Raw genomic sequence first — 17,811 nt, 5'->3', positions numbered from 1 at the left:
TGTAGATACCTTTACAAATAAATTCCACTATTTTTTAGTGGCCTCTCGCCATGTTTCCAATAGCGAGGTCAGCATGGACTCAGCGATGTCCAAGCGCCTTTTGTCGCTGTGGAGATTCGCTTGCATTAAGTGGTAGAGGATAAGGTCGTAAGCATGCAGTAGCTGTGCGGCGACCTCACCGCCTTTTTCCTTATCGAGCACGGCTTTTAAACCGGTATCGACGATATCAATGGCCTTGGAAATAGCCTGCCCGCGCTCGGCGATTTGGTTATTATCAAGGTGAATTTTGGCTTTAATGACGGCAACCCGTGCACCATCTAGCAATAGGCTGATGAGCTCTTCGGGGCTGGCGCTGAGCACTTGGGTCTCTAGACCAATATTGGAATAAGACTGAGCGGTAGGGCGGCCGCCGGGGCCGCGGCGTAAAGCAGAATAAGTCATTACTTGTTATTACTACTGTTCATGTTGCCTAACATAGATAGCTGCTGGGTTAGGTAGTTGCTGATGCCACTCATTTGGTTCATCATCACATCGAGCTGACTAAATTGACGACGATAGTTTTCCATTTTGTTTTCAATGCGGTCGGAAGTGGCCTGATATTGTTTTTCCAAGTCCTTGATGGTTCTGTTTAAACCATCGGTGGCATTTTGGATAAAACCATTGGACTTAATGTATTCATTGGCTGCCTTGTCCACATTTTTACCCACGCCGTTAGCGCCGCTTAAAAACTCGGTCACATCACCTAGGTGATCGCGCACTGCTTCGGTAAGCTTTTCCTCGTTAATTTCGAGCTTGCCGGTTTTGTAATCGCTTTTAATGCCTAGGTCGGCTAAGGTGTGGATATCGCCCACACTGGATGCGCTGTTTAATGCCCCACGCATCTGGCTTTCTACACGACGCACTAACGAATCACCCGTTAACGCGCTGCTTTTTTCGTTTTCCACATCAAACGACGTTTGCGCTTTGATGGTGTCTAGCAGACTGTTGTACGCTTTTACAAAATCCTTGACCGCATTAATAGCCACGGAATCATCACGCGTAATGTTGATTTTGACTGCTTCGCCATTTGCAGGCAAGGTTTTAAGGTCGAGAGTGACGCCCTCGATAACATCTTTAAAGGTATTGCTTTGGTTGGTGATCTCAATGCCGTTAACGGTGGCCTTAGCGTTAGTGGCCTTGGTGGTTTCCTGATAATTGGCTGTAGAGCCTGTGGCGTCATACGCTAAAATAGCATTGAGCTCGTCATTGCCTGTGACCGTGATTTCTTTAATGCTGGCCTCGGTGCCGGTGTCTTTAGCCGTCAACATTAAGCGATAGGGTGAATCGGAGCCGACATTAACCAGTGTGGCCTGTACGCCTAGGTCGGGGTTGGCATTGATGGCTTTCATCACGCCTTGTAGCGAGGTGTCGTCGCCCAAATCGATGGTAACAGGACCCTTGCCGTTATTCAGTTCAATACTAAGCTGCCCACCCGTGCCAATTTTGTCAGTGCGACTGGCTTGGCCAGCTAGAGCGAGAGACTGCTGCGTGGCAAGTTTAATACCGGTTAGGGTGTAAGACCCTGCGACCGCATTTTTTTCTACCTTGACCCCGACTGCCTCGTTAGATGACGTGCCTTTCAGAGCGCCGTATTTTTCTGTTTTGGTTAAGGCCTGAGAGGCTTTTTGGAGGTCGGTCAACGCGCCCTTGATAATGCCATAACCCGATAAGCGCGCCTCGGAAATGACCTGACGCTGCTGGATAAGCACCAACGGTTGGTTTTCGCTTTTGCGAAAATCGCTGAGTAGTTGGTCTAGGGGCAAGCCTGAACCCACCCCTATGGAAGAAATAGCCATAATTTAATGCTCCTGTCCATCATAGTATGCCTTAATTGCAGTTCGATTAAAGGCAATGAGTATGCAGAGAACTGACGGTAGTTTGCGTTTATTCGTTTGCACACTAGGATAATACGTTAGGCTTTGGTGTTGATGCCATTGCCTTGAAATTGGGTGATCATTTTGGAAATCTGTAATACTGCCTCGGACGGTACCGTGCGGATCACTTCGCCAGACTCGTTGTCGACTAAAGAGACAATTAAACGTTGGGTGTCGGGGTCTACATCAAACCGCACACCGGTCGCCCATGCTTTTAGGTTGTTGTTGAGCTGTTCAAGCGCGGTGTCAAGCGAGCTTTTCGGGGGCTCGATAATATCGCCCATGGGCTTGCGCAGTGGCCAGGTTTGGGGCGGCTTAGGGTGTTTTTGTCCTTGGGCTTGGGTTTCAACCTGATTGCTAGCATTGACGTGTGAGTCCACGTTAATGACGACTGTTTCCTGCTGACTATCAAGCGAGGCGGCCACAGAAGCAGTGGCGGCAAGTTGAGATGCTATGGGGTTTACCATGGTAGGCTCCTGATCAGATGAGAGCTGGGCCATTGTGCCCAAGACACTATTTATCTAATTAACGGCAGCGTCTAAAAAGAATTTAGCTTGGCTAGCCAACGCCCAAGCTAAGCGCAAAATGGGGTGCTGTTTTGCATTATTAAGCCCATGGGCTTCAGGCATAATGGTGACAGGGACCTTATTTTGCGTTTTTCTATGTTCAAGTCTGAAGAAACTTTAATTGCTCAGTATGCGCCACTCGTGCGCCGCCAAGCCTTGCAAATGCTGGCACGGCTGCCCGCTAGCGTAGAGCTAGACGATTTAATCCAGGCTGGCATGATGGGGCTACTGGATGCGGTACGGCGTTACCAACAAATGGCCGATGCCCAATTTGAAACCTATGCCATTACACGCATTCGAGGGTCTATGCTTGACGAGCTACGCAGCCAAGACTGGCTGCCGCGCAGTGTGCGCTCAAAGTCCCGGCAAATTGAAACCGCGGTAGCACAGTTACGTCAGCGCCTTTTGGCCGAGCCCACCGATCACGACATTGCGAACGAGCTAGGCTTGTCATTAGACGACTACTACGCACTGCTCGAGGACGCAGCTGGGGTGCAAATCCTGTCTTATGAAGACTTAACCCATCGCAGCGAAGACCGCGATGGCGATGCCCTAGACTTTTTACAGGCTGAAACCGAAACCCACGACAACCCCCTGCAATTATTGATGTCCAAAGAATTGCGTCACGTGATTATCGAGGCGCTCGACTTGCTGCCCGAACGGGAAAAACTGCTCTTTGCCTTGCAGTTCCAAGAGGACTTAAACCAAAAAGAAATTGCAGCAGTTATGGACATTACCGAAGGGCGGGTGTCGCAGCTGCGATCCCAAGCCATTGCTCGCATTCGCAGTCACTTAAAAGCCGCCAGTTGGCAGCAGCGCCCCAGCGATATGCCCGATCACCAACTGCTTTAAGCTTATAAACCGCTGTCACGCAGCAGTTTTAAAATCAGCTGCGGCGCTTGGTTGGCTTGAGCCATAATAGATGCTGTGATCTGTTGTTGAATCTGGGCGCGCACCATGTTGGAGACCTCTAAGGCATAGTCCGTGTCCTCAATACGGGAACGCGCTGCGGCCAAATTTAACGAGGTGGTTTGATTGACGCGGATCACAGACTCAAAGCGGTTTTGAATTGCCCCTAAATGACTGCGTAAACCATCAATGCGATTCAAGGCTTCGCTTAAAATGGCTAAGGGGCTAGCAGTAGGGGGCTGTCCGTTAGGTGGGCTTAGGGTAAAACCATCCAGTCCCAGCGCCTGCACATCCATAGCAAGCAGTTCAATAGCTATGGTTTGACCATCGTTAGCGCCCACTTGAATGGTCATGGGTTGGGCGCCGGCACCCAATAGATGGATGCCATTGAATTCGGTTTGATCCGCAATACGTTGAATTTCCTCTAGGCGTTGCTGTATTTCGTCTTGAATAAAAAGACGATCGGTGTCGTTATACGAACCATTTAAAGCTTGTACTGTTAGCTCGCGAATACGCTGCACATTGTAATTGATTTCATTTAGCGCGCCCTCAGCCGTTTGCGCCACTGAAATGCCGTCATTGGCATTACGGCTGGCTTGGTTCAACCCACGAATCGTCGCACCCATGCGGTTTGCTATGGCAAAGCCCGCTGGGTCGTCTTTAGCGCTGTTGATGCGTTTGCCCGATGACAAGCGCTCTATGGCTTGACCCAAGGCCGATTGGGACTGCGCAAAGTGGTGCTGTGCTAACAGCGCGTGGTGGTTGTAGTGAATGGATAGCATTGCATCTTAACGGCAATAAAACCTAATACTTTATGCTAGGGCCTATGGACTGAACTAGCTGCGACTTCGCCGTCTGTTGTACGCACTGACTGGACTGAGTCGTTTCTAAAATACGCCAACGCTAGGCGTAGTCATCCGAATCCTACAAGCCGTATTGCTCAAAGCGAGCCATGAAATCTAGCGCCTACAAGATCAGTGCTTGAAGGCGATCTAAAACCAAGGGGGATGAAAAAGAATGACTCATAAAAAGCGCAATCAAAGCGCACAGATGTCTCCGTTTTGTGATTAATATCAGACTACATCGTTAAATACTTGTTACAATCTTAAATCAAATATCTAGAGGTAAAGGCTAAGGCTGACTATGGCAACTCCACAAAAAGAAATTGATGAACGCACCAACTTAACCGGCTCAAACATGTTTGAGCTGTTGCTATTTCATTTGGGGGCTAACGACCAAACCGCACAAGCCGAGCTCTTTGGCATCAACGTATTTAAAGTCCGTGAAATTGTCATCATCCCCGAAATCACAGCCATTGCGGGGGCGCCGGCGTATTCTAAAGGGGTAGTGCGCTTGCGTGATCAAGTCATCCCCGTATTTGACCTGCCCGCCATTGTGGGCTGCAAGCCCGCCAAAGAGCCCACGCTTATGATCGTGACCGAGTACGCCCGCAGCGTCCAAGCCTTTATAGTGGATTCGGTCGAGGACATCGTGCGTTTAGAGTGGAGCCAAGTTATCTCTGCCGAGGCCAGCGAGGTCGGTGAAAGCCTAGTCACTAGCATCGCCCACCTTAACGACGAGCGCATGGGCTCTAAACTGGTGCAAGTCCTAGACGTAGAGGAAATCCTACAAAAAATTTCCCCCGTCAAAGCCAAACACAAAGATCAGCTTAAAGTAGTACAAAACCAAACTCAGGTCACCATCAAACCGGGCACCATTGTATTGGCCGCCGATGACTCGGGCGTAGCCCGCGCGCTTATGGCCCAAACCCTCACCACCTTGGGCTTGCCATTCGAGATGATGAAATCCGGCCAAGAAGCCTGGAACCGCCTCATCGCACTAGACCAACAAGCTAAAACCGAGGGCAAAACCCTCTACGACAAAGTGTGCCTAATGCTGTCCGACTTGGAAATGCCCGAAATGGACGGCTTTACCCTAACACGCAACATCAAAAACGACCCCCGCTTTAACCGGCTGCCCGTGGTCATCCATTCTTCCTTGTCGGGTTCCACCAACGCAGAGCTCGTGCGCCGCGCTGGGGCAGATGGCTATGTGGTGAAATTTGCTACCGATGAGTTGGCTAAGGCGTTGGCGGAGGCTTTGCAAAAAGCGCCTTAGGTGGTTTTTCTGGGAACTACGGTATTCATGAGTTCGCTAGGCAGTGCTCGCTGCACTTCGTTCGCTGCGCGCTGAATCGCTCACTCAGGAATGCCTCCGTTCCCGATGAAAAGTTACCTTTGATGGGGATTGTGTCTTTAGCAGCAATACACAGTTCCACCTTTACGCCTTTGCGTCACAGCAATTATTCCCTACACTAAAACAACTACATATCGGGGGAATACGATGATAGAGCTTCGACCATTTAGCTCCTTAGGGGGCGCAAACCATGGCTGGCTAGATGCCAAACACCACTTTTCTTTTGCGCAATACCGCGACCCACAGCGTGATCATTGGGGGGCATTGCGCGTTTGGAACGACGACACCATCCAACCTCAGTCGGGTTTTCCACCGCACTCGCACGCCGACATGGAAATCATTACCTATGTACGCGAAGGCGCGATTACCCATACCGACAGCTTAGGTAACAAAGGCCGTACCGAGGCGGGCGATGTACAAGTCATGAGCGCCGGCAGCGGCATTGTGCATTCCGAGTACAACCTTGAAGACACCGTGACTCGACTTTTTCAGATATGGATATTTCCAGACGAAAAAGGCAACCCACCCGCATGGGGTACCAAACCTTTTCCTAAAACCGATCGAAGCGGGCAGTTTGTAGCTCTGGCTAGCGGTTTTGCTCAAGATGAAGACGCACTCACCCTACGCACCCAAGCCCGCGTCTTAGGCGCTACGTTAAGCGCCGGACAACACACCACCTATGAATTTCTAAACCCGAATCACTATGGGTATTTAGTTGCCGCTAAAGGCCGGTATGTGGTGAATGGACAAACGGTAGAGCAGGGGGATGGGGTGGCGATTCACCAAGAAAAAGCACTGCATATTGAAGCGTTGGAGGAGTGTGAGTTGGTGTTGGTAGAAGCCGAAATGTAAAAGCAGACAGTGCGTGTTTATAGCTAATTTATATAAGACCCACCAAGGCTATGCGCGAAAGCGTATCCTCAAACCGGCGGGTTACTCATTTCTGGGTCAGTGAGTCGTCGGTCAACAGATTGCCATCCTCTGGTCACGTGGTATGCCGACGCCGAAGCAAAACCTTTAAATCTCTCAATTTGCATAAAAGAAGCCGAGTTTTTGCTCAGTCAGGCACACAAACCATAAATGATGGTGTCGTCGTACTGGTAGCGGTCTTGGAGACGTATTTGTCCTCTTCGAAAAGTTCCGGTGGGTTGATAGCTTAAAATAACCTCTTTCTAAGTCATTTTTCGACATAATCGTGACCGACTATGCACGGAGTGTGTAGGCTTTTATAGCAGATTGGATTTGAAGATATCGTACGCCTGGAGTGGGGCCAGATGGTCTTTGCTTAAGTCAGCGGAACAGGAGAAAGCCTTGTTATAAGCATCACTCACTTGAACGACGAGAGCATGGGTACCAAATTGGCGCAAGCTCTCAAGGCGGAGGAAATCCTACAAAAAAATCTCGCCCGTCAAAGCCAAATACAAAGACCAAATTAAAACAGTCCAACACCACGTGGCTATCTCTGCTGATACCATCATGTTGGTTGCCGACGACTTTGGCGTGGCTCAAACCATGATGGGGCGAGCTCTAGAAGCTTTTAATGAACAAGCTAAAGCCGAAGGCAAAACTAATTACGGTAAAGTGTCTCTGGCTTTTTTTGTGGGTGGGAAAAAGTTTGCAGGGATGTTGAGCTGTTAAGGTGTGAGTTAAGGGGGCTCGTGGAGATAAATAATATGCTGTTCTTATGCTTAGATGTAAATAAATGTTTTTTTGTAGTATAAGAGATGCAAATGTAATTTTTATGTTAATTGGAATTGAGTGGGGGAGGAGATGGAACCGTTGCAATCAAAGGAAAAGAAAACTGTTATCGATCTTGCTAATAGTGCGAATGCACGTTCATTTGCGTCTGATGAAGATGCTTTTATTCAGACTAAGGTCTATAACGCATTAGAAGAATTAATTGATCAAGGGTTGAGTGCGACGAATACACTAAACAGAGGAAGAGAGTCATATCAGCCTCCGTGCGAGAGCGTTCGTTTTTATGAAGAGCGTGGGCACTATAGTGTGTTAATAAACGGTTCTAGGGGGTCAGGTAAAACAACGTTTGCATTGACTGCACTGCAAAAATTACAAGAAAAGCAGGATAAAAAATATATAAGTTTGGGGGTATTGGACCCGACTTTGGTTGATAGTAGAGAGCATGTGCTGTTGGCGGTAATATCAAAAATAAAAAAAGAAGTCATCAATCGTACTCACCATAGTCGTTATCCGCATTCAGAACCTCTTAGCATTTTTTCTAAAAATGTGGATCCTTTAGCAGAGTGGCGGTCGTGTCTAGAGAGTTTGGCACGGGGCCTACGGGAGTTACGCGATGTGGATAAAAAAATAAACTCCGATGTCGTGTGGGAGGATGCTGTGACGATTCTAGGTGAAGGGCTTGCTGATATAGATGCAGGTTTAAGCCTTAATCAACGCTTGCATACGTTTATTGATAAGTCTTTGCAGGTACTACAGGCGAATGCTTTTTTACTTGTGCTGGATGACATTGATACTTTTTTTGAGAGTGGCTGGCCGGCCTTGGAGGCGTTACGGAAATACTTAACCAGCCCAAAGCTAATTACTATTGTTTGTGGCGATTTGCGTTTGTATGAAACGTTAATTCGGAAAAACCAGTGGAGTCAAATAGGTGATCTGGCTGTTAAGTTTGAAAACACAGAACAGAGTAGAAAGCAGCATGAGCAGATGGTCTATGAGCTAACAGAACAGTATATGTTGAAGGTATTACCAGCTGAGCGGCGTCTAGATCTTATTACCCTTGCTGAGTTAGAGGATGCACTAGTAAGAAGACAGGGTAAAGAGGAGTTGCTGCTGAATGATTTAATAGGGGATATGTTGCAGCAAAGTTTTGGTGTTGCTAGAAATTCTGAAGAAGGTAGGCTATTTCATAGTTATTTTTTTCAAAAACCGTTGCGTTTGGTAATACAGTTGCTGCAGTGCCTGAGTAAAGAGGGAGTGATTCCTTTAGAGGCCGGCCCCAGTGTTTTTGCTGAGTGGGCTTACAGTCATAGTGGGGAAAGCAGTATTTTTCAACATATCAAAGGCAGAGCAATGCTGATCCAAGAGGTCTTGTTGCTGATGTACAAAAGTGAGCTGCTAATTGATGACCTAGAGCTCTTGCCTTGCCACATCAATACAAGAAAAAATGCGGGGGCAGCAGCTTTAAGTCGTTTGTTGTATGAGTTGTTTTCATTGCAGCCCGCTGCAGGCTTAGATTATATGTTACGAGGAGGCATGGCGCGGCAGGCATTGTACTATGCTGGAGACAAAGGCGAGGGGAGGCCAAAAGACGAGCTGATCATGCATGTGCTTGGTTCAAGTACTGGTGATGAGTTGTTAAGCGTAACACGACACTGGGCATCAGTCGTTGTACACGGTTTAAGCAATGCCAGTGCAAGGGTACTAAGTTTAGGCACAATTCAACTGATCTCGGAAGGTAGAACTCGCAAAAATCGTAGTAAAGCTGCGTTAACCAATTTATACCGCACTAGATTACCCGAGTTGGTGAGGGCTTATGTTCGTTTAGAGAAAGATAAATCGATTTTTTCTGAAAAAAGTAAGCATGAAGCTCTAGCAAGAGGCATGAGATATTTGGCTCACTATTACGAGCGACATGAGATCGCTGAAAATAGGCGTCATTATGCGATTAGCCCTGTGGATCTTCAAGATATTTTAAAAAATGAAAATCTGGGTGGGTTAGCTCAATTGATAGGGGTGGTGGTCAGTGAGGTTTCTCAAAATGGTAACCATTACTATAGAGCTTCTGTGTTCAATCTAATGGCATGTGTGAGCATGCTTTTACGATTACCGTTTGCGCAAAATGAAATAACAGAGGATAGGTTGAGACGGCTAGTTGCTCAGCTATTACATCGCGTTGGGCAGATTCGTACTTTTCCTGTGCCTGTTAGCTTTACCCTTTTGGAGCAAAAACCTACTGAAACGGCGAAAAATAATGTGGCTTCAGATGATGATGAGGAGGACGACCTAGAGAGTGAGGATGTGGGGAGTGATCAAGAAGAAGTAGAGGGACAGGATTACGTTGCCGAGGTTACCAAATGGTTATGGGAGCATAAGGAGAGTGCGACGGAGGGAGTTAAGCGTACGTTTAATTACCCAGCTTTTGTTTGGTCTCGTATTTGGCAGCGTTTTTATCATACTATTGAGCGTTATGAGGAAAAGATCCCCACTCATTTACGCTATTTAGGTGTGATGTTGCATCGTCAAATAGTTGTGTTTCTAAATGCGGCTTTGGTTGAGGAGTATCGATACTTAGTTTCCCTCAACGAGATTCAGGAAGATCCGGAAAAACAAATCACCCTCAATAACCCCACTCATGAGGATAAGGTTTACATAGCCAACTTTAAAAAAATTAAGGAGTTAGAGGTTTCGTTGCCTTTACATCAGGTGTTGCGTTCGAGTCCAATTTTAATTCCTTTTTTAAGCCAAAGTCTTCTTAAAACAGACAGCTCTGATGAGGTGGAGGTGAGTTGGAGTTATGTTAAAGCGCAGAGTGAGACCCGTCTTTCTGATTTGTTGAATATGATACCACTAGCCAATGACCAGCTTAGAAGTTTACCTACTTTTTGGACGCATGCAGACTTAAGAAAAGAGGTGTTAAGCGATCCGGAAATAAAAGGAATCATCAGAGGGAGAAGTGAACTGAGCAAAAGCAAGGTGTCGGCTGAGGACTATAAGCGTTTCATTCTTGATCATTTTGCTGGCTCCGCTACGGATAGTGAAACGATTGAAATGCTGAAGGAAATAATAGAACAGAGCTCTGGTGATGAGTCTACTAAAAAAAGCAAAATGGATTAAGGTGCTCTAGTTATGATTTCTGCTGCATTGTTGCTTAGTAGTTCTACGTTGTTAAATCGGTACTTAAAGCAGGAGCTGCCAAGTGCTGAGGAGGTCTATATGCAGACTCAATTGGCACTGCGACAGCAGCTGACTTATTTGCCAGATTTTGCCATTACCTCTCGTATGCAAGAGGCTGGATTGCAAGAGGGTGCAAGCTATGTGGAGCTGTTTTTACGTGCTATGCATTATTTGGCTCAGCCTTTGCACGTACGTGGTGAAAGGTTATACGTGAAGCCAGAGAGTTTTTTAGGGTGGCAGGAAGTCTTAACATATATCATGCCTCTGCCTGTTATTGCTTTTTTTGCGGCGACACAGGATGGGGGAGAGCAAAAAACATTAAGTTTTTTTACGAGTGTATTAAGTCAGTTTAGTTGTTTGCCCGGTCCATATATTCCTGAGTTAGAGCAAGTATTTCAACAGGGGGTCAGTGAACATCATTTGCATATTATGGGAACAACAGAAAGTGACTATGTGTGGATTGATGCAATAAAGAGCCCTAAAGCGTTATTGGCTAATCTTAAAAAAGCAGATAAAAATAAAAATGCGCGGCAGCAAATAGCACAGCTAAATGAAGAGTTGACGTTTAGTGATATGCATCATCTGCTTCAGATGGCAACAGGGTTACGGGCGTTGCTTTTACGTCAAGTGGAGGAAACACCACACCCTACGACTAAAGGTGAACTTGTCGCTATTTTAAGAGAGTGGCCCGCGACCTACAAAAGGCCGGAGTTGAGACGGCCAGGCCTAGAAACAAGAAACCCCTTGGTATATGAGGCCATGCTTTTGTACGTGCATTATAAACATCTAGGAGCGACTCAATGTGAGGAGTCGGCACGGACTTTACACCTTTATTTATTGATACAAGCGATGGTTCATAGGTTGCTCAACCAGCAGCTACTGGATAAAGGTTTTCAGCAGTTTGAAAAGATTACACAAAATGAATTGCGGGAGGCGGTGGAGGAGAGGTTTCAGCAGCGTTTTTTGCAAATGCACAGTATGTATAATCATCCTATTCGTTTGCTAGAAGCGCGATTTGCCCCTAAAAATGAAGCAAAAAAATTACGTGATCTTTTGAGGGCAATATATGATGGGTATAGGTTAAGTAATAAGGCTGCTCCTTTGTCTTTAACGGCACATTTCATTAAGTTGCCAGATAAACCGAATGCATTGCACCCGTGCCGTCACTATGCATTGCGTAAACGATTGGCGATGCAGAGTACTCAATTGCAGCTGTATCGAAATACGCCCGAAGGTCAACGGCTTAATGTGATAAGTATTGATGCAGCAGGGAACGAGTTGCATGCAGGTCCTGAGGTGTTTGCACCGCTCTACAGAGACTTACGTTTGAAGGGGCTGAGTTGTTTTACGTACCATGCGGGTGAGGATTTTAAGCACTTGTTGTGTGGTATGCGACAAGTATATGAGGCTATGCACTTTTTGGATCTCAGAGCCGGAGATCGAATAGGTCATGCGACAGCTATCGGAATCCATCCCCAACTTTGGTTAGAGCGTGCAGCCTCTAGACATCAAATAGGTAGAGGGGATCTTTTGGATAATCTTGTGTTTGCACACCACCTTTTGTTGCAACAAAAAGATCCCATGGCGGCGAGTGAAGCCTATAAACTTGAAGCTAAAATACATGAGGTAGCAGGCTTAATTTTTCCGTATGACCAAATCCGGTTGCAGACATTAAAAACAGCTTGGGCGAATCGATGGAGAGACCCTTTAGATATGGCGGGATACGAAGGGTTGTCGGAGCATGTTAGGGGAGTGTTGCGTGCGTGGCATAGCCCTGAGGTGTATAAGCGCGCAAGAGAGCAGATGGAGGTTGAGTCTAACTTGCTGTCGGTGCAGTGGTATATTGAGCTACAAAATCATATACTGAAAGAGCTGCACGACAAGCGCATTGCTCTAGAGATTTTGCCGACGAGTAATGTGCGTATCAGTTATTATAAAAACTATTCAGAGCACCATGTGCATAGGTGGCTCGCTGATACAGCTCCTCCTACTCCTGCTATTGTAGTGGGCAGTGATGATCCGGGTATTTTTGCGACTAATATTTTCAATGAGTATGCGCATATTTACCTAAGCGCTAAACAAAATTCAACGTTGCCAAATGGAAAAGCGCTTGCAATGATTGAAACCCTGTTGAAAGGAGGGAGGCAGTATGGATTTAGAGCGAGTTTCGATTGACTGTTGAGTAAGAGAAAGGATAACTCGAGAGTTGAGGTGTAGAATGCCGAGTTGCTGAATACTCTATGCGAGGGGGGCTAGTCATTGTCTTCCGAGCAGCAGCTCAACATTCCTCTTTTGTTGTCCGCACTAAAAAAGAATATATATCAGGGAAATAGTGTGATGGAGCTTCGTCCATATAGTGCTCTAGGGGAAACCACGGTTGGTTAGACGCCAAACACCACTTCTTTTTGTGCAATATCATGATCCACAAGGCAGTCATTGAGGTGCTCTGCGTGTTTGAAACGACGATACTCCCTAACCTCAGTCTGACTTGTCATCACACTCGCACGCTGACATGGAAATCATCACCTACGTCCGTAAAGGCACCATCATTCACACCGATAGCCTAGACAAAAAAGGCTGCACCGAAGCCGGCGATGTGCAAGTCATGAGCACTGGCAGCGGTATTGTGCACTCCGAGTACAACCTTGAATAGATGATGACGGGGATTTTTTAGATATGGATATCTCCCAATGAAAAAGATAACTCACCCGAGTGAGCTACTAAACCCTTTCCTAAAGGCGACCGCTCGAGTGGTAAAGGTGCTAGGAATCTAGGAGCGAAACATAGGTGAGACTAAACCCCGACTATCCGATACGGTTAACAGAGAAGTTTTAATTTCTGAGATCTTAGGTAAATTTTGCTAATGCTTTAGAAAAGGTAGCGGATTTTGATTGTTGAAAAAAAATTTAAGAATCTATAAAAAACTATAAAACCGTTATGGCTGCCGGCTCTTTTTTTTCATAAAGTAATAGGTCTTCTACACTATCGACCTCTAGCCAACCCCCATAAATTAATGCTGCACGAACATTCCAGTTCGCATCAATTAAACTTTGTATGAGGCTAGTCATGTACATATTCTTAAAGTCTTTTCCATCGTATTTGGCATTTTTATCAAGTTGGGCATAGTGTTGAAGAAAATCTTGGATTTTATGGCCTGTTACTTTAATAAGACCTATGTATTGAGCCTGAGCATCTGAGCGTTGTTGCGGTTTTTTGCCCAGTTCTATCACTCGGTTTTCATCAATCATTTTAAATGTTTCTGCATCATCTAAAGGGTTGGGCATGCGTTGTGACCATAGACTGTACCAGTTTAGGTCAGCTGCAATTACTATGTCACCTTGTGTGGAAAGAAGCTTTTTGAATACATCGGGAGTGTAAATAATGTCTCCATAACTAATAATTAAATCTTCGCCTGCTTGAATAAAGTCTTTAGCGCTAAAGAGGGTGGCAACCATATTGGTGGATGCGTAGCACTTGTTAAAGAATTGTCTGATATTCGGTGCAATAATGGCCTCGTGTAAATAGCCTGTAGCTAAAGCAATATGCTCTGGATCAATATGGCAGTGCTTTAGAGTTGCAAGTTGATGATGCAGTAATGGTTTGCCTTTTAAGGACACCATACATTTAGGGCGATCATTAGTGTAAGGGCGTAAACGGGTACCTTGCCCAGCAGCTAAGATAATAACGTTCATGGTTTTTTTTGTAAGGTGGAGGTTAAATGAGTGTGTAGCAGTAGGTGATCAGAAGAGCTTAATCGAGCCTCTCTTTCGGGATGCCACATAATTCCTAACCAAGGTAATGTTTTGTGTTGTACCGCTTTAATGACACCATCTGTGGATGTGGCTAAGACTTCGAGTTCAGAAGCTAGAGTATCATTAGTCGCAGCAAAGCTATGATAGCTATTTACATCGTGGTAACCATACTTTTGAGACCATGAACCTATTAATATTTTACGAGTGGCGATATGCCCAGTTATGCTAACAACAGATCCTCCCAGATAGTGATTCATCATTTGCATACCGCGACAAATGCCCAGTACGGGAAGGTATTGTTGAGTAGCATAATTGAGTAGTTCTTGTTCTAGGAGATCGCGTTCAGGCTGTTCTTCCAAGTCATTACCACCAGTGAGTACAATCGCGTCAGGTTGTAGTCTTTCTATGTATTCGGGCCTGTTGTAAAGAGCGCTGCAAACGGGAATAGGGATAAAACCCAAATTATAGAAAATGAGAGCAATTCTAGTATCTAGGCTATCGCGTATTTCATTGCGATTCCTAACAGGGTCTCTGCGCTGACTAATAAGAATTTTCTTCATTAGTTTAGAACTCGAATAGTTTCCCCTGCCGGATCTAGCTCAAGAGTTGTAGCGCGGGCAAAAGACTTGTAGAGTTGTTCTCCCACGCCTATTGCGGCAGGTAAGCCAAACTCAGCAGAACGAATTGCCATGTGTGAGTTTGCTCCACCATACATGGTAATTAGTCCGGCAATTTTTTGGCCAAAAAGCCAGTCATATCCAGGATCCGCTTGGGGGATGAGGACTATACACCCATCTATATTTATTTTTTTCTCATTACTTTTTATATGAGCTGCAACGGCAATTATCCGTTTGGAGCCAATGTAGTTTGGTTTTTCTGCCGTTAAGATAAAGGCATTAAAGTCGGTTTCTTTGCAGAGCAAAGGGGGCAATTGACAGGCTAGACTAATTTGACGCTCTTCTTTGAACTGCTGGCTTGCCTCTTTAAGCTTGTTTGTAATGAACTTTATAGGACGTTGAGAGCGAAAAGCTTCGATAATCTCAGTAAGAGGTAGATTTGCTAAGTCATCAAGACTTAAATTATAACGTTTACCTTCTTGGCCCAACAAGCTGAGGGCTGTAGACAAGTTGCGTGTAAAAATAAATTTTGATTTTTCCCTGCCTTCAATGGCTTCGCGTAAAAATAGCTCAAACTGTTCGTCAGGAGCTTCTAAGCCTAGTGTGCGTAACTGTTGGAAGAAAAAGCTTTTTTCTTGTTGCCATTGCTTTGATTTTTCAGAGACAGGTTTTGGCTTTGAGGCTCGATCTATTAATGGTCTTAAAAAGAGCTCAGGCTGTTCGTTATAAGCAGGTGAGGTAATGTCATAGGTACCGGGCCGTAAATGCCCGTACTTTTCTACGAAGTCTGACCAACTCTTTTCGTTTTTCGCAACTAGCCAAGCATCTAAGCTAAGTTCATAGGAAACAGTTTGTAGGGTTTCCATAAACCCATCTCTAGCCTCTGTGCTCAACCATTGTGCTTCTACCCCTTCTTTTAGTAGGGTGACAGCTACAAAGCCGCTACGAGCTAGGTGTGCAAAAGGCAGCGTACCATAGCGTTTGCAGTCCTCCAATAAAATACATATTTTTTCAGCAGTAGGTAGCGATGAGTTTAATGTGAGTAGGCGTTTTTGCTCTAGTAGCTGGAGATGCGCAAGGTCTGCACTATTGCGTCTTAGAGCTTGTTGAGTAATTTTGAGCAAGCTGCGTTTGAGCAGCTTTATATTTTCTGAGCTGATGTTGGCTTTAGTGGCTAGACGATGCTCCCATTTAGAAAACTTAGGTCCAATGCAAGTGGGTAGGACGTCAAACTCAATCTTGTCGTGCAGGTGAGGGTGGGCACTTAACCAGTCTAAGTAAAAGTTAACAAGCTGCTCTGTTAAGTTTTGGGGTAGATTGTTGGGGATAAACGAATTAAAGCTCGCTCGAATATCAATATAAGGCTTACCGGCAAAAATGCGTAATAATGGTTGGGGGCGGACATCTTTGTACCCATATTCAGCACGCTGTTGTGCCCAGACATCATTTAAAATTAAATGCTGATATAAGCTGATAGCTAGCTGGCTAGGATTCGTACCAATAATTTCAGCTGGGTTCCAGTCAGGCATCACGCCAAAAAGGGCTTTGTTCCCTTTAAGTTGTGAGGCCGGAGGCTGTAGATCCAACCAATATTGTTGTGCTCGCGTTTGGTAATCCAGGATTTTTGAATTAATAGCTTCTGGAGTTGTATTTTCTGTTACGGTAATAGGGCGTACCTGTAAAAGATAAACTTGACCAGCATGGTCGAGAGCAAACTCGATATCTAAACTGTCGTAATTGAGGAGTTGTTCAACCTCTTGAATGGCAAGTATTAAGGGGCTTAGAGCAGGATCAGGAATATCTTCCAATGTAGCATCTTTGCGAAATATTAAGGATTTATGTAATATCGAGCTACCAGATGTTATGCCTGTAGTACAACCTGTTTCCTCATAGTTAATAACATAAAAAGGAGCACCTTGATCTAGGGTGCGAGTAAAAGCCACTCCACTGAGCTGTACAGCTTTTAACATAGGTTGTATAAGCACCTGATCATCGTCTTGGCAGTCAGTATAAGAGCAAATCACTGTGGCAATGGCTTGTTTTAATTCTTTTTCTGAACACACACTTAATACGCTGGTATAAGCGCCTGCATTGGAATGGGTAAAAGCGTCTTCACTTTTGGCGCTGGAACGCACCACTAAAGGTTGTTTTGCAAATTGTTGGTGTATAAGTGCGAGTAAGGCCTCAGGTTTGCTTCTCCAGTCGGCCACAGTAAACGCGATTAAGTCTAGCACCAGAGAGTATTTCACCATGTGCCTTAAGCGCGCTAAAGTTTCGGCTTTGGTGCCTAGTATAAAATGTGCTAGGTCTTTAGGCTCATTGAGTTCAGCCCAATCTCCTTGTACGTCAATAGCAGTGGTGCTGCAGCCCTGAGTGCGTAGCCATTCTACAAGTTCAGAAAGAGATAGTGACTCTAAAAAACAAGGTGGGTTGTCTTGTAGAGCTTGTAATGTCGTGAGCGCTGTGCCTTGAAAGCGCACTAGTCCAATAAACTCGCCACTGGCCCAGTCTAAAGGCAGCTGTTGTCCTGTGCGCAGCAGCTGTTGATTGCTAACAATTACTTTTTCTGCGTTAATTAAATCTTCTTTTTTTCGATCCGCGAATCGTTGTTTCCAGTGACTATCGTAAGCCAAAGTAATATCAGTGTTGGACTGCTGGAATTGCTTGACTAAATTAGGGCGATAAAGAATATCAGCATAGCTGACTAATACGGCCTCACCGGAAAGGTTGGCACTAAGCAATGAGTAGCCACTACCTGAGCACTGCCATTTTGGGTTGAAGCAAAGAGTGGTGCGTGAGGCCAGTTGCGCAAAATAATCGGCAGCGTAGCCTATAACGATTTGAGGCTGAATGGTGGGTGCGGCGGTAGTGATTAGCCATTCGAAAAGGCTTTGGCCTTTTACCTGAGTTAAAAGAGAAGGTTGCTCTCCTTGATGAGGCTTACCGGCAGCGAGAATAATAAATTGTTCTTTAATGGCCATAGGTT

At 45.6% G+C, this 17,811-nt stretch carries 14 protein-coding genes; 7 read left to right on the top strand and 7 right to left on the bottom strand.

Translation table 11 applies throughout. The features are described from left to right. Positions 1–27 precede the first annotated feature (27 nt). From fliS to GGR41_RS13145, 3 genes are all read right to left on the bottom strand, one after another. Positions 28–441: a flagellar export chaperone FliS gene (gene fliS, locus GGR41_RS10900; RefSeq protein WP_167661862.1), complete on the bottom strand. Its 414-nt coding sequence runs from the start codon at positions 439–441 to the stop codon at positions 28–30. Further along, positions 441–1,835: a flagellar filament capping protein FliD gene (fliD, locus tag GGR41_RS10895; protein ID WP_167661861.1), complete on the bottom strand. Its 1,395-nt coding sequence runs from the start codon at positions 1,833–1,835 to the stop codon at positions 441–443. The genes fliS and fliD overlap by 1 nt, the downstream gene beginning before the upstream one ends. Positions 1,836–1,951: 116 nt before the next feature. Continuing rightward, entirely contained in the window at positions 1,952–2,380 is a 429-nt protein-coding gene (locus GGR41_RS13145; protein WP_229711201.1) for a flagellar protein FlaG, read from the bottom strand. A 195-nt stretch (positions 2,381–2,575) separates the two neighbouring features. On the opposite strand from GGR41_RS13145, the gene GGR41_RS10885 reads away from it, so the two are divergent. Then, positions 2,576–3,331 carry an RNA polymerase sigma factor FliA gene (locus GGR41_RS10885; protein WP_167661860.1) on the top strand — a complete coding sequence of 252 codons (756 nt, stop codon included), beginning with the start codon at positions 2,576–2,578 and terminating at the stop codon, positions 3,329–3,331. 2 nt (positions 3,332–3,333) lie between these two features. On the opposite strand, the gene GGR41_RS10880 is transcribed toward GGR41_RS10885, so the two are convergent. Next, on the bottom strand, positions 3,334–4,170 hold the full coding sequence (locus GGR41_RS10880; RefSeq protein ID WP_167661859.1) for a flagellin N-terminal helical domain-containing protein: 837 nt from the start codon (positions 4,168–4,170) through the stop codon (positions 3,334–3,336). Between the two features lie 361 nt (positions 4,171–4,531). Between GGR41_RS10880 and GGR41_RS10875 the strand changes: the two genes are divergently transcribed. From GGR41_RS10875 to GGR41_RS13140, 6 genes are all read left to right on the top strand, one after another. After that, positions 4,532–5,506: a chemotaxis protein gene (locus tag GGR41_RS10875; protein WP_167661858.1), complete on the top strand. Its 975-nt coding sequence runs from the start codon at positions 4,532–4,534 to the stop codon at positions 5,504–5,506. A gap of 225 nt (positions 5,507–5,731) precedes the next feature. Then, positions 5,732–6,436, top strand: coding sequence for a pirin family protein (locus GGR41_RS10870; RefSeq protein WP_167661857.1), 705 nt, complete (start codon positions 5,732–5,734; stop codon positions 6,434–6,436). A 600-nt stretch (positions 6,437–7,036) separates the two neighbouring features. Beyond that, complete coding sequence (locus tag GGR41_RS10865; protein ID WP_167661856.1) at positions 7,037–7,222, top strand: hypothetical protein; 186 nt, start codon at positions 7,037–7,039, stop codon at positions 7,220–7,222. Between the two features lie 132 nt (positions 7,223–7,354). Beyond that, on the top strand, positions 7,355–10,396 hold the full coding sequence (gene gvpD / locus GGR41_RS10860; RefSeq protein ID WP_167661855.1) for a gas vesicle protein GvpD P-loop domain-containing protein: 3,042 nt from the start codon (positions 7,355–7,357) through the stop codon (positions 10,394–10,396). Positions 10,397–10,408: 12 nt separating this feature from the next. Then, positions 10,409–12,631: an amidohydrolase family protein gene (locus tag GGR41_RS10855; protein ID WP_167661854.1), complete on the top strand. Its 2,223-nt coding sequence runs from the start codon at positions 10,409–10,411 to the stop codon at positions 12,629–12,631. 337 nt (positions 12,632–12,968) lie between these two features. Further along, positions 12,969–13,109: a pirin family protein gene (locus GGR41_RS13140; RefSeq protein ID WP_229711200.1), complete on the top strand. Its 141-nt coding sequence runs from the start codon at positions 12,969–12,971 to the stop codon at positions 13,107–13,109. Between the two features lie 271 nt (positions 13,110–13,380). Here the strand turns inward: GGR41_RS13140 and GGR41_RS10845 are convergent, their stop codons facing one another. The 3 genes from GGR41_RS10845 to GGR41_RS10835 are packed head-to-tail and all read right to left on the bottom strand — an operon-like array spanning position 13,381 to position 17,806. Continuing rightward, complete coding sequence (locus GGR41_RS10845) at positions 13,381–14,148, bottom strand: phosphocholine cytidylyltransferase family protein (protein ID WP_167661853.1); 768 nt, start codon at positions 14,146–14,148, stop codon at positions 13,381–13,383. Further along, positions 14,145–14,768: a gamma-glutamyl-gamma-aminobutyrate hydrolase family protein gene (locus GGR41_RS10840; RefSeq protein ID WP_167661852.1), complete on the bottom strand. Its 624-nt coding sequence runs from the start codon at positions 14,766–14,768 to the stop codon at positions 14,145–14,147. Before GGR41_RS10840 ends, GGR41_RS10845 begins: the two co-directional genes overlap by 4 nt. Continuing rightward, the gene (locus GGR41_RS10835; RefSeq protein WP_209279804.1) at positions 14,768–17,806 is read right to left on the bottom strand and encodes a PEP/pyruvate-binding domain-containing protein; all 3,039 of its coding nucleotides are present in this window, start codon (positions 17,804–17,806) and stop codon (positions 14,768–14,770) included. Before GGR41_RS10835 ends, GGR41_RS10840 begins: the two co-directional genes overlap by 1 nt. Between the last annotated feature and the right edge of the window lie 5 nt (positions 17,807–17,811).

Source organism: Paenalcaligenes hominis, assembly GCF_011927625.1.
GTDB lineage: Bacteria > Pseudomonadota > Gammaproteobacteria > Burkholderiales > Burkholderiaceae_B > Paenalcaligenes > Paenalcaligenes hominis.
Note: the sequence above shows the minus strand (reverse complement) of the source record. Positions and strands in the feature narration are given on the sequence as shown.

What these genes read in the sequence shown, in the direction of transcription:
- fliS (WP_167661862.1), bottom strand. Translation starts at nt 441, where the DNA reads ATGACTTATTCTGCTTTACGCCGCGGCCCCGGCGGCCGCCCTACCGCT.
- fliD (WP_167661861.1), bottom strand. Translation starts at nt 1,835, where the DNA reads ATGGCTATTTCTTCCATAGGGGTGGGTTCAGGCTTGCCCCTAGACCAA.
- GGR41_RS13145 (WP_229711201.1), bottom strand. Translation starts at nt 2,380, where the DNA reads ATGGTAAACCCCATAGCATCTCAACTTGCCGCCACTGCTTCTGTGGCC.
- GGR41_RS10885 (WP_167661860.1), top strand. Translation starts at nt 2,576, where the DNA reads ATGTTCAAGTCTGAAGAAACTTTAATTGCTCAGTATGCGCCACTCGTG.
- GGR41_RS10880 (WP_167661859.1), bottom strand. Translation starts at nt 4,170, where the DNA reads ATGCTATCCATTCACTACAACCACCACGCGCTGTTAGCACAGCACCAC.
- GGR41_RS10875 (WP_167661858.1), top strand. Translation starts at nt 4,532, where the DNA reads ATGGCAACTCCACAAAAAGAAATTGATGAACGCACCAACTTAACCGGC.
- GGR41_RS10870 (WP_167661857.1), top strand. Translation starts at nt 5,732, where the DNA reads ATGATAGAGCTTCGACCATTTAGCTCCTTAGGGGGCGCAAACCATGGC.
- gvpD (WP_167661855.1), top strand. Translation starts at nt 7,355, where the DNA reads ATGGAACCGTTGCAATCAAAGGAAAAGAAAACTGTTATCGATCTTGCT.
- GGR41_RS10855 (WP_167661854.1), top strand. Translation starts at nt 10,409, where the DNA reads ATGATTTCTGCTGCATTGTTGCTTAGTAGTTCTACGTTGTTAAATCGG.
- GGR41_RS13140 (WP_229711200.1), top strand. Translation starts at nt 12,969, where the DNA reads ATGGAAATCATCACCTACGTCCGTAAAGGCACCATCATTCACACCGAT.
- GGR41_RS10845 (WP_167661853.1), bottom strand. Translation starts at nt 14,148, where the DNA reads ATGAACGTTATTATCTTAGCTGCTGGGCAAGGTACCCGTTTACGCCCT.
- GGR41_RS10840 (WP_167661852.1), bottom strand. Translation starts at nt 14,768, where the DNA reads ATGAAGAAAATTCTTATTAGTCAGCGCAGAGACCCTGTTAGGAATCGC.
- GGR41_RS10835 (WP_209279804.1), bottom strand. Translation starts at nt 17,806, where the DNA reads ATGGCCATTAAAGAACAATTTATTATTCTCGCTGCCGGTAAGCCTCAT.